General features: G+C 45.1%; 12 protein-coding genes. All 12 read left to right on the forward strand.

The window, feature by feature from the left end:
* Positions 1-7 precede the first annotated feature (7 nt).
* Positions 8-1330: an anaerobic C4-dicarboxylate transporter gene (locus M5X66_RS15425; protein WP_036955939.1), complete on the forward strand. Its 1323-nt coding sequence runs from the start codon at positions 8-10 to the stop codon at positions 1328-1330.
* Between the two features lie 710 nt (positions 1331-2040).
* Entirely contained in the window at positions 2041-2379 is a 339-nt protein-coding gene (locus M5X66_RS15430) for a helix-turn-helix domain-containing protein (RefSeq protein ID WP_036955937.1), read from the forward strand.
* A 628-nt stretch (positions 2380-3007) separates the two neighbouring features.
* Positions 3008-3553 carry a fimbrial protein gene (locus M5X66_RS15435; protein WP_036983844.1) on the forward strand — a complete coding sequence of 182 codons (546 nt, stop codon included), beginning with the start codon at positions 3008-3010 and terminating at the stop codon, positions 3551-3553.
* 84 nt (positions 3554-3637) lie between these two features.
* Positions 3638-4363 (forward strand): fimbrial biogenesis chaperone, encoded by a 726-nt coding sequence (locus M5X66_RS15440; RefSeq protein WP_154609688.1) that lies wholly within the window; start codon positions 3638-3640, stop codon positions 4361-4363.
* A gap of 43 nt (positions 4364-4406) precedes the next feature.
* Positions 4407-4898, forward strand: a complete 492-nt coding sequence (locus M5X66_RS15445; protein ID WP_230083141.1) for a fimbrial protein — start codon at positions 4407-4409, stop codon at positions 4896-4898.
* 22 nt (positions 4899-4920) lie between these two features.
* Positions 4921-5502 (forward strand): fimbrial protein, encoded by a 582-nt coding sequence (locus M5X66_RS18780; protein ID WP_108479724.1) that lies wholly within the window; start codon positions 4921-4923, stop codon positions 5500-5502.
* A gap of 21 nt (positions 5503-5523) precedes the next feature.
* Positions 5524-6102 (forward strand): fimbrial protein, encoded by a 579-nt coding sequence (locus tag M5X66_RS18785; RefSeq protein ID WP_270103699.1) that lies wholly within the window; start codon positions 5524-5526, stop codon positions 6100-6102.
* A gap of 13 nt (positions 6103-6115) precedes the next feature.
* On the forward strand, positions 6116-6883 hold the full coding sequence (locus M5X66_RS15460) for a fimbrial biogenesis chaperone (protein ID WP_270103700.1): 768 nt from the start codon (positions 6116-6118) through the stop codon (positions 6881-6883).
* Positions 6870-7676 (forward strand): fimbrial biogenesis chaperone, encoded by an 807-nt coding sequence (locus tag M5X66_RS15465; RefSeq protein WP_036949865.1) that lies wholly within the window; start codon positions 6870-6872, stop codon positions 7674-7676. The genes M5X66_RS15460 and M5X66_RS15465 overlap by 14 nt, the downstream gene beginning before the upstream one ends.
* A gap of 81 nt (positions 7677-7757) precedes the next feature.
* Complete coding sequence (locus tag M5X66_RS15470; RefSeq protein WP_270103701.1) at positions 7758-10517, forward strand: fimbria/pilus outer membrane usher protein; 2760 nt, start codon at positions 7758-7760, stop codon at positions 10515-10517.
* Positions 10517-11644: a hypothetical protein gene (locus tag M5X66_RS15475; protein ID WP_270103702.1), complete on the forward strand. Its 1128-nt coding sequence runs from the start codon at positions 10517-10519 to the stop codon at positions 11642-11644. The genes M5X66_RS15470 and M5X66_RS15475 overlap by 1 nt, the downstream gene beginning before the upstream one ends.
* A 68-nt stretch (positions 11645-11712) precedes the next feature.
* Positions 11713-12834 (forward strand): SPOR domain-containing protein, encoded by a 1122-nt coding sequence (locus M5X66_RS15480; RefSeq protein ID WP_270103703.1) that lies wholly within the window; start codon positions 11713-11715, stop codon positions 12832-12834.
* Positions 12835-12846 lie beyond the last annotated feature (12 nt).

Consider the following 12846-nt stretch of genomic DNA (forward strand, 5'->3'; position numbering starts at 1 on the left):
AAACACTATGTTAGCCGTAGAATTTGTCATTGTTCTGCTGGCCATTTTTTTAGGGGCCCGTCTTGGAGGGATAGGTATCGGTTTTGCCGGTGGCCTTGGTGTTCTGGTGCTCGCTGCAATTGGCGTGAAACCGGGAACCATTCCTTTTGACGTAATCTCTATCATCATGGCAGTTATTGCCGCCATCTCTGCAATGCAAATTGCGGGTGGTTTGGATTACTTGGTTGCTCAAACAGAAAAACTACTGCGTCGCAATCCAAAATACATCACTATCCTTGCCCCTATCGTGACCTATTTCCTGACTCTGTTCGCAGGTACAGGTAATATCTCATTAGCAACTCTGCCAGTTATCGCAGAAGTGGCGAAAGAACAAGGCGTGAAACCATGTCGCCCACTGTCTACGGCGGTTGTTGCAGCTCAGATTGGTATCACAGCATCTCCAATTTCTGCGGCGGTTGTTTACATGGCATCTGTCATGGAAAACCCAGCAATGGTTGGCGCTGGTAACACCGTTAGCTATATCACGCTGTTAGGTATTTTATTACCAGCAACATTCTTAGCTATCATCCTGATGTCTTTCATTATCTCTTGGACATTTAACTCTAAACTGTCTGATGACCCAATCTACCAAAAACGTTTAGCTGAAGGCTTAGTTGAACTGCGCGGTAGCCAAGTTAAAGAGATCAAACCAGGTGCTAAAGCGTCAGTTCTGCTGTTCTTACTCGGCGTTGTTGGTGTAGTTTGCTACGCAATCATCAACAGCCCAAGTTTAGGCATTGTGGCAACCCCACTGATGAACACCACTAACGCTATCCTGATTATCATGCTGACTGTGGCTACGTTAATCACTGTACTGTGCCGTGTAAACACTGATGCAATCCTGAACTCTAGTACCTTCAAAGCAGGTATGAGCGCATGTATCTGTATCTTAGGTGTTGCATGGTTAGGTGATACTTTCGTACAACACAACATTGATTGGATCAAAGAAACTGCGGGTGACTTAATCCACGAACACTCATGGATGTTAGCGGTTATCTTCTTCTTCTGTTCTGCGCTTCTGTACTCTCAAGCAGCAACAGCGAAAGCACTGATGCCGATGGCTCTGGCACTGAACGTTAGCCCATTAACCGCTATCGCTTCATTCTCAGCCGTATCTGGTCTGTTCATCCTGCCTACTTACCCAACTCTGGTTGCGGCAGTACAAATGGATGACACCGGTACAACTCGCATCGGTAAATTCGTCTTTAACCACCCATTCTTTATTCCGGGTACCATCGCTGTGGCACTGGCCGTTACCTTCGGCTTCCTGTTCGGCGGTATGATCCTGTAGTCATCAATGCAATGACTTAGGAACAGAGAAACCGTGGCTTTCTAGTCACGGTTTTTTTATGTCTGCACTAAATCTCCCACCCATTTAGAATATCTAAAATAGATAATAATTAAACTGGCTGTATTCCATTACAGAAAAAACGGTCTAATCACGCTTAAATTTAAGTATTTACAACTACGTAAATATACCTGTTCAAAATAGAACAATTCTTTTCATTTAAACAAACTGAAACAATTTGTCATATTTAAAATTGAATAAAACGCTAAAAATAAATCACATAAAATAATGAAAAATAACAATTAATAGATAAAAAAAGATGATTTTGAGCGCAAGAAAGAATTGATGCGTCACAATTTAGTGACCAGTTGTTAATAAATGTAAAAACCAGAATTATACTCTTTATTATATACCGATAACGAATTAAATAAGATTATATCACTATTTAATAAAGATGCTCTCAAAGAGTCTACTCCCCTTATCACCACCTAACGCTAGCTTTATTATTTTATATTACTCACCTTATGTGTTTAATTTAAAATTTTCGACTATTTCACTATATTTGCATTATTTGATTTTATAAAAAACGTCACGTAAATTAGTTAGAAGAAAACGGAGTGAAATAATTTCCTCACACAACGTTTTCATCAATCCTTCGTATTCACCTAAATACGACTTTTATTAAGTGATGCTGTTTGGAAGGAATACATACAATGAAAGAAACAGACGGTAATAGCCCTTCACCCAAGAAGGGTATAACTATTTATACAAAAGCAGTGGGTTATGAAATTTATTTATTACGAAAGCGTCGTTCGCTCAGTGGAAAAGATTTAGCAAATTTATTGAATATCTCTCAACAGCAAGTTTCTCGTTATGAACGAGGTATCTGCAACATTACAATAGATATGCTAGTACAGGTTTTAAATGTACTAAAAATGCCTATTCAGGACTTTTTGGATAGAACCGTTATTCGAGTTTCCATAATGAAATTTAAGCTAAGCAGTGTTGGCAGTAAAGATATCTCACTGTTAAATAGCTCATTTATAAAGTAGGCATATATTTTCCCTACATGTTTAATTCATTATATCTTAACAATAAAGAATAACTTTTATTTTTATTATAGCAATACCCCTACTCCAATGGAGCTTTACCAATAACAATATGATTTTATAAATAAAAATATTTTTAAAAGTCCTATTTATCGTATTAATGATAAATATATTAAACATTTAAATTATTTCAGCACAGCTGAGAACTTAATCTAACCACCTAAACAGTTATTTATACTTAGCCATTAAATACATGTGAAAAAATTAATCTATTAAATATAGAAAATTAACACTCTGATAAATCCATGGAGCGCCATTCTATTCATATGGCGCCCTACTTTTCATGCTTATTTATTATAGGTTAGTGAATAATAAATCGAGCACTAAGAATAAAGGTAATATTCTCTTTTTTAGAACAAGAGAGTATCCCCTTTATATCTAAGGAATGGAATAAAGGAAATTAGCGAAACTTTAAATTGAATGTTTATAACTGATTCAACCTAAATTTAGCCTAGGTAAATAGATAATATCGGCATCATACGTATATATATCTATAACGAAATAAGTCATGGAATACGAGCATATACAATCAATTTAATTATTTAACTTTGGACAAATAGGAATACTAATTATGTCATTTAAAACAACGGCACTTTCTACTGCTTTATTTATGAGCCTGTCAGCTTTAAGCCTGAACGCAATGGCAGCACCTTCTGCAGAAGTCACTCTGCAAGGGATCCTGACCAACACAACCTGTGATGTCACCATCAATGGCGGTAAATCAGTCTTAAACGTAGGTGTTTTAAAAACGTCTGTGGGTGAAGCAGATTCAGACTTTGCCGCTGTCAATGCAATGTCCTCTACAACCGTTGATATGCCAGTGACTTTAGTGGGTTGTGCTGAGGGTGAGGAAGGTAACTTAATCATTCAAGGGATCACTTCTGTCGGCAACAACCAACAAGACATCTTTGTAGCGACAGACTCACAAACTGTTGGTTTTATGATTGAAGATGAAGCCAACAAGCGCATCACCAACGGTAGTGGTACAAAAGTTGAAATTGGCGCAGGTGAAACAGCAGCCCAATACACATTCAAAGTTGGCATGGCAACAACCACGACCACTCCGAAAGCAGATTCCTACAGCGCACCCATCTTAGTGGCTTATATCGTTGACTAATTCGATTTAATTAACTCAGTCGATTGAGGTAAGGCGGGCTCCGTCTTACCTATATTCTGCCACGAAAACTATGAGGATAGACAAATGCGAAATAACCGACTAATGCAAGGGATCTGCGGTGGCTTGCTATTGCTATCAGGTTCATCGATAGCCGGGATCGCTATCGATACCACTCGAATTATCTTTTCAGAAAGTGATAACACCACCGGAAAAAGCGTAGGGATTACCAGTTCAAGCAAATCACTTACGCCTTATCTGGTCAAAACACAAATGTTGCGTGACCCCTATGGCGATCAAGGAGAAACCCCTTTTGTGGTGACGCCCTCCTTATTCCGCTTAGAAAAAGGGTCGACCAATCAAGTCCGTATAATGAAAAACAGTGTGGCGCTCCCGCAAGATAAAGAATCTGTTTTTTATTTTCGTACCATCGCCATGCCGACCAGCGAAAAAGGATTGAATGCCCCACAAAATCATATTGATGGTGCCGTACAAGTGTCGACGGGAAACATCATTAAGCTGTTTTATCGCCCGAATCAGTTAGGCATGACCCAGCCACAAGCCATGAAATCGCTGAAATTTTCGAGTGTAAATAATGGGGTTCAAGTGTCCAATCCGTCCCCGTACTACATCACCTTAGACAGCTTAAAAATTGCCAATAAGCCCGTTTCTCTGAGTACCAAAAAGGGAAATAACATGATTGCGCCGTTTAGCAGCATCACCTATTCCCATGTTCAACGACAAGGCTCGGTTGAATGGAAAGCCATTAATGACTATGGCGGAAAGGACGAGTTTCATGCGCAAATTCAATAAATTACTTATTGCTTCTTTTGTCATATTGCTTAACGGATGGCACATGGCACAGGCGGAGAATACCGAGATTAGAGCGCTCATTACCGATGATGTTGGGTGCGAAATTCGCATTCCCAACTCATTGCAATTTACCCCGATGCGCACATCCGATTTTCAAGGCGCGATAACCACACATCAAATTAAGCCCTTGAAAGCGCAATTTATCTGTGTGGATAAAACGGGAAATCTCACCCCCAAGATTACGTTACAGGGAAATACCCCCTATAACGAAAGCACCATTTTCTTGGATGGAACCCCAAATAGCACAGGGTTTATGTTACGCCTCAGTGATGGCACGCCGCTCTCCCTGAGTGATTTTTATGACACAAGCAAAGCCTTTAAACGCGGTGAACAGATTGCCTTAACGCCACTGACCAAAGAGAACCATCACCAAACTGAAGAGACTTTTCTCGTGGGTTTAGTGGGGCCCGTGGATGGGGAAGCCATTCCTGGTGAATTCTCAGCCTCATTGACGTTTAACCTTATTTTTCAGTAAGACCTAAAAATAGGAAATCATCATGACACTGACTCAAAAGTCACTCTATTCCCTGCTCATCCCCACTGCATTGTATGCGGCAAGTCTGGGGCAATCCGCGATAGCGGCAACCTCGGCCACCACTAAAATCAGTGCCAGCATTGTCGGTGGTGGCTGCCAAATTACCGCGCCCTCAACTGTTTCGATTCGTAACGGGGATCTTATTCCTGCTGAAGAGATCACCACCACCAGTGATATCAGCGAAACCTTTGACCTCACCATTCTTGGCTGTAAAGGTTACGGGTTAACCCCCTCGATAACCCTCGAAGGGGACACCGATAGTGCCTCCGGTGAAGCGCTGTTTGTGAGTCCCGGCAGCACCAGTACAGGCTATGGCATTTTATTGTCGACGGCTGGCAATACTAACTTCGAAGGTAGTGACAACCTGGCAACGGATAAAAAAATCACGGCTCTCACCACCAAAGAATGGAATAAAACCTTTGCCAGCACATTGAATGGAACCATCCCACTGAAGGCAACCGTCAGTTGTGGAACCTGTACTGCCAATAACTTACAAGGCGGCGAGTTAACCGCCTCATTAACATTTAATTTTTTCTATCACTGATTTTGAAGGCTGCTAATAACAATGATACGAAAACTGTCTTTCTTTAGCGTGATTGTAGGGTTGCTATTACCAGCCAGTGAATTACAGGCAGGCAGTGCCTCAACCACCCTCTCCTTTTCCGCCTTTTTTTATGGTGGTAGCTGCGATGTGACGGTGCCAAATACCGTCACGTATAACAATGGCGCACCACTGCCCTACGATGAAATTCTGAAAAATCCGCAACGTAGCGGATTCACGTTAACCCTCTCAGGGTGCCAGGGCTATTTTTTAACACCCAGAATTGCGGTCAAAGGGAACACGTTCACCGCAGATAACAATGAACCGCTGTATGCCGATGCATCCAGCACCGCAAAAGGCTATGGCGTCAGGCTATCCACCCCCGGAAATACGCTTTTTAATGCCAATGACAATACTGCGAAACCCGGCAATGAGGTGATCACCATCAAGACATGGCCATCGGATGGAACCAGCGATGTCGCAAGATTAAACAGCTCGCTTGATTTTACTGCTGTGCTTGCCTGCGGCACCTGCACGGCCAGTGACAATTTGCAAAACGGTGAACTTATCGCAACCGTCACGTTTAGCTTCGTATATGACTAATTGGGTAATCAGTATGTTTTCGAATCGTTTTTCTTACTCTCACACGCTTATTATTGTATTGATATGGGGTGTTTTTTCAGCCTTGGCTTCCGCTACTGAAGGCGGTTTACGCTTGGCTCAAACGCGTGTCGTGTTCGATGCGGCAAACCCAAATGCCAGAATTGCTATTAAAAACAGCAGCCCGCAGGTCTACTTAATCAAAGCTGACGTCCTCAATACGCCAGAGGGGAATGCCCACAAACCCGCGCCCCCGTTTATTGTGACACCACCCATGTCTCGCTTAGAAAAAGAGAGCCAAAATACGCTGCTCATTGTGCGTAATGGTACCGCAGAGCTGCCGACAGACCGAGAATCCGTGTTTTATTTAAGCTTATTAGCGATCCCTTCCACCACAAAAGCGAATGCCCCCGAAGGTGAGATGACCAGTGCGCAAGTTTCGGTGGGGATCCGCAACGTTATCAAACTGTTTTATCGCCCGAAAGGGTTACCCATGGGCGTCGAAACCGCCTCAAGCCAACTGGTTTTTCGCCAGCAAGGTCAACAGCTCGAAGTCAGTAACCCAACGCCGTATTACATAACCTTGGCACAATTGAGTGTGGATCAGCACCCCATTGATGTACGAGAACTGGACCCTATGATTGCCCCCTTCTCCACCCATATTTACCCCGTCAAAGGCGGTGCTACACGTGCAGAGTGGAGAGTGATTACGGATTATGGGGATATGAGCCCCGCGTATCAGGGGAAGGTTCAATCAGGAGATATTCGCGATGAACAACATTAAGTTATTGAATGTGACAAAGCCTGTGTTATCTCGTTTGGTTAGCGGTGTCGCCCTATGGGTAGCACTTTTTACCCAACCTGTGTTGGCAAATAACATCCAAGACCAAATTAATGGGCTGACACTGCATTCAACCCGTATTATCTACCCCCATGATGCCAAAAACGGGGTGACGTACACTATCACCAATAATACGGCGATACCGTATTTATTGCAGGCGCGCCTCTTGCCGTGGGAAGGGAATTCATCAAGCAAAACGGCGAACGAGAATACCGAAGCCGCCGATGAAAATTTGACGGCATTCATTGCTTTACCGCCGTTACAGCGCTTCGAACCGGGTGAAACACTCACATTGCGCATTCTTCAAAAACATCATTTACTCGCGCAAGATAAAGAGTCGATTGCGCAGTTGTCACTGACGGCGATCCCCGCGCAATCAAAAGAGGCGGCGGAAGGCGCGCAAATGATCCTTGCCGTACAAAATAATCTGAAGCTGTTTTATCGCCCCGCGGGATTACCGGAACATCATCTCGACAACATCGCCGAACAGCTGCAATTTCAGCGTACAAAAAACACGCTAACCCTGAAAAACCCGACGCCTTTTTATGTCACGTTAGCGTCACTGTCGGTGGGGAAGAACGCCCTGAATTTAAGTTCCTCACGCATGATCCCCCCCTTTGGGGAGGCGCAGTGGCCCCTTGATGCCAGCCATATGGGAAGCGACATTCATTGGCAGCTCATGGAAGACGATGGCGGAACCGACAAAATGAGAACACGCCAACTCTCAGCAATGTAACCACACCCGACAGATAAACACATTCACCCGATGCGCATTGGCAACGGGGGGATTCTTGCATTCGCAAGATAAAGGAAGATCATGAAAAAAGCCCATAAAATTGCTGAAAATCAGCCAAAAATCCCTTTTTTCCGTTATCACCCGCTGGCGTGTGTATTGCTATTGGCGGTCGCTCCAACACAGGCCGAAGATTACTTTGATCCCAGTTTTTTAGGGGTTGCAGGTGAAAACACAGACGTGGATTTATCCGCCTTCTCACAAGCCGGTGGCGTTGCTGAAGGGGAATACACCGTTTCCGTATTTGTGAACCAACAGGACGTGGGGCAATTTACGCTTAATTTTATCAAAAATACCCACGGTGAAATCGCACCGGAATTAACCCCTGAGCAGCTCGACACATTTGGGGTCAATGTGTCGCAAATTCCTGTCCTGAAAGACTTACCTAACGGCGAGTTTATTTCAGATTTAGGCGCCCTGATCCCACAAGCGACAACCCGATTAGATTTGTCACGCTTACGATTAAACATCAGCGTGCCGCAAGTGGCGATGCAATCTCAAGTCAATCGTAATGCCGATCCGTCATTATGGGACGATGGGATTCCGGCGCTCATGGCGAACTATAACGTCAGTGCAGGTCGCACCACCAGTCGCTATGATCACGGCAAAAAAAACCAAAATACCAACGTCTTTGCGTCCGCACGCTTGGGTGCCAATGCAGGGCCGTGGCGTCTGCGCAGTAACCTCACCCATTCCCGTTTCGAATACAGCGGGAGCGAGAACCAATCGGCCACGACCAACACCCAAACCTACTTTTCCAATACCACCCTATCACGGGATATTCGTGCATTACGCTCGACATTGTTAGTCGGTGAAAGCAGCACGGGCAGCGATGTGTTTGATGGTGTGCCCTTTAAGGGCGTGCAGCTAACCTCTAACGAGCAAATGCTGCCAAGCCAATTACGCGGCTATGCGCCGGCGATCAGTGGTGTTGCCAACAGCAACGCCCGTGTCACTATTCGCCAAAATGGCAATATCGTGTATGAAGCCTATGTGGCTCCAGGGCCCTTTTATATCAATGATATCCAGCAAGCGGGCTTATCCGGAGATTATGACGTCACCGTTACCGAAGCCGATGGTTCTGAGCGCCAGTTTGTGGTGCCCTACTCATCTTTACCCGTGATGTTGCGCCCCGGTGGCTGGAAATACGAAGTGGCCTCCGGTCGTTACAATGGCAACTTGACCACCAGCTCACGTCGTTCTGACTTTATTCTCGGTACTGCTGTTTATGGGCTGCATAACGATGTCACGGTGTATGGCGGCGCCTTGCTGGCAAAAGATTATCAATCTCTGAGTTTAGGAACAGGAGTCTCTTTAGGTGACTTCGGTGCTGTCTCCACGGACGTCACGCACTCATCGGCTAAATTTACTTATTCCAACCCAGTTACCAGCTCTAGCGAGCGAAAAACGGGGCAATCTTACCGTATCCGTTATTCAAAAAGCTTAATGGCAACCGGCACGTCGGTGGATTTAACCGCATTACGTTACTCCACCGAGCATTTCTATAATTTCAGCGAATTTAACAGCCAAGGTTATCGCCTTGAAGAGGGTCTTAGCCCGTGGACGTTGCAACGTCGTCGCAGCAGCTTTCAAACCCAGCTCAGCCAACAGATGCAACAGTATGGCTCACTGCATTTTCGTGCTAACCGCGATGATTACTGGGGCAGCAGCCGAACCTTAACGGGTTTATCCATGGGCTACAGCAACAGCTTTAAAGGGGTCAGTTACGGTGTGAACTACAATATCGACCGCGTGAAAGACAGCCGTAATAACTGGCCGGAAAACCGCCAGCTCTCCTTCAACTTAAGCGTGCCGTTCAGTGTATTTACTCAAGACCGTGATTTGCAGTCGATTTATGCCACCTACTCCATGAGTCATGACCAAAATGGACGCACGCAAAATAATAGCGGCCTGAGCGGCAACATGCTGGATGGCAAGCTGTCTTATGGCGCATCACAAAGCTGGGGAAATAAAGGGCAAATTGCGAACACCAACCTGAATGCGGGCTACCAAGGCGATAAAGGCAGTATCAGTACCGGTTATAGCTATAGCAATAATTCTCAGTCAATCAATATGAACGCCAGCGGCGGTGCATTACTGCACGCCGAAGGGCTAACCTTAAGCCGCTCTATGGGGGATTCAGTCGCACTCATTAGTGCACCGGGTGCCGAAGGCGTCAGTGTTAATGGCGGTTCTGCTGTCACGGATTGGCGTGGCTATGCCGTGGCGCCTTATCTTTCCGACTATAACAAAAACAGCATTGGCTTAGACCCAAGCACGCTGCCTGAAAATGTCGATTTACCGCAATCCAATACCAACGTTTACCCCACCAAAGGCGCAGTGGTGAAAGCCAGTTTCCGTACCCGTATCGGCTACCAAGTGCTCATGACCTTAAAACAGGGGGCCAAATATGTGCCCTTTGGGGCGATTGCGACCTTAACCTCCGATAACAGCGCTGACAACATGAGCAGCATTGTCGGGGATGCCGGGCAGGTGTACCTGACGGGGTTACCAGAAACAGGAGAATTGTTGGTGAAGTGGGGAGAGACAGCCGCACAGCAATGTCAGGTGAAATTCGATTTACGCCATGTCGACGTTTCAGCCGATATGCCAATCCGTCAAGTCTCTTATCGCTGTGTCAGTGGGCAACCGCAAGCTCAGCCTGTGATATCGAATACATCCCAAACGGCTCAGCAGGTACCTGCTCCAATGGAAAATATCGAGCCTTTACATCAAAAACCCAATAAAACACGTTGGTTACAGTCGCCAGCAGGAGAAAAATAATGAAATTGAACAATCAAAAACGCTGGGGAAAAGTGTGGTCAGCCGCGGCAGGTTTAATTATATACAATGCATTCACAGCTGTTAGTTACAGTGCTGATAACTGGAGTTTTCCTAGCGGAGCAGTATTTAGGGAATCCGGGAAAAGAGTATGGGCAGGTGAAGCTATCACTAAAGAAGAAAGACCTTACTATGAAGGAGGTGCGGAGAGTGTTATTCATGGAACAGTAGTATCTACTGTTTCCAGAAGCGACTGGGGAGTTGTTGATGGCCACCACGGAGTGGTTCTTGAGCCTGGTATAGTACTCACTTTTTCAGGAATGTCCTACACTGCCTCCAGCCGTTATAACGTTAGAGTTGATTACCAATATAATGCAGAACCGAAAGCATCCAGTATACAAAACCAAAACACAGTTAACGTTTTCAAAAATAGCGGAATTTATAAATATGAAGCAGGACTAAAGTCCACAGGTATCCCCATTCGCATTACTGGAAATAACTTATATCAGGCTAGAAATTTACAGGTTGCGTTATATATCAGTGATTCAGTGAAACCTGGTACTTATTCATATTCAGGAGATGTTAATCTGGAAGTGGGAGATATGCGTGTCCACCTCTCTAATCGTATTGAATTTACCTATGCTCCGCCAATCCAATGCACCATCAACACCCCACCTAAAATTGATTTCGGCAAAGTGAATATTTGGGATTGGAAAGGCAATACATCCGGTACACCAGGAGGAAATCGTAAGGATGTTTTAGGGGTAGTTGATGGGAATTTTACGATCAACTGCACTGGAGATAATGGTGCTCATGCTCCCGCTAAATTGACACTAAATGGAACGCATCAAGGATACACAAACGACTTAAAAATGACAATGGATACCACTGGAGAGGTGGCACCTGCGACCATACGAGCCTCCATTAAGTCTCTTTATCCCCCTTGCGATAATAACGGTGTAAATTTTACTCTAACAAACGGTAAGCCCCTCTCACATATCGTTGATTTAGGTGAGCTCACCGTTGGTCCACATCAAGTCCCTTACCGTTTTAGCCTCTGTGCGCTTGGAGAAGGTTTTAAATCTGGCGCCGCTTCTGCCACCGCCACCGTCACTCTTGACTGGGAATAACCTGCCTAACCGCTTAGTGGTTTTCACCACAAACCACTAAGCCTTTATCATTCAACGATGAGAATGCCATGATAGCCACTCACCGCCACTGCGTTTTCACCTTATTGCTCATGGGTATTTCGCTTCTATTGTGCCGCCCTGCACTTTCAGTCACATCGCCAACATCCCTTGAGCAAATTCACGACCTTGGTGTGCAATCCATCAATGGAGATGGCGTCCCTGTAGATCTCGCCAAAGGGCGCTACTATATTCAGCAATCCGCATTGCAGGGCTATCCCCTCGGTCAATACCATTTAGGGATTCTGTTTTTCACGGGTGAAGGAGGTCCTCAAAACTCAGCCTGCGCAATTTGGTGGCTGGAAAAAGCCATTGCCGCGAATAATGAAGTGCGTGAAAGAGCGCAACAGGCATTGCATGACATTCAGGAAGATACCACTGTCACCACAGAAGCGGTTGATGAACAACGTTGCCAGCAATATTCGTACAACTTAATCAGCCTACCGATGACCGAGCCCGTTCACGCTGAACCGCAAGTTAATGCTATCGAGCTCTCTGCCAAGGGAAATCAGGTGCTACTGGAAGTTTTAAACAACCACCGACCGCATCGGATTTATGCCACATTGCGCCTATTGCAAAAGGAACTGACTAAAATATGGCAACCTATTGCCGAGCACCGTGAACGCTTAATGCTCGCCGCTGCGCATAAAGCCCATATTCAGCAGCAAACAGCGTCAATGGTAAATGAAACCGTTTCTGACGAACCGACTGAAGTGATCATTACCCTTGTATTGCCCCCGTCAGAACACAAAGGTGAAACTGAACAGCTAGAATCAGTGCCAATCGATATGCCTAGCAAACCGATAGAGGTGACGATTCCGGTGGCGAAACACACCTCAGTGAGCACTAACTTAGGTGGCGATATTCGCTCAGCTTCCCCTCGCCATTACACATTACAATTAGGCAGCGCAAGCAGCCCTGAAGGGCTTGATGCACAAGCTCGTCGATATAAATTGCGTAATTATTTGGTCTATGAAACGGTAAGAAATAACCGCCAATGGTATGTCTTAGTGTATGGCGAATACCCAACTCCTCGAATCGCAAGACACGCTATACAAGGCTTACCGTCTGCATTTCAACGGGATAAACCGTGGGTTCGCAGCTTACAGCAAGTTCAATCTGAGCTAAACTAACCCACAGTTAGG

It is taken from the genome of Providencia sp. PROV188, assembly GCF_027595165.1.
Taxonomy (GTDB): Bacteria; Pseudomonadota; Gammaproteobacteria; order Enterobacterales; family Enterobacteriaceae; genus Providencia; species Providencia lanzhouensis.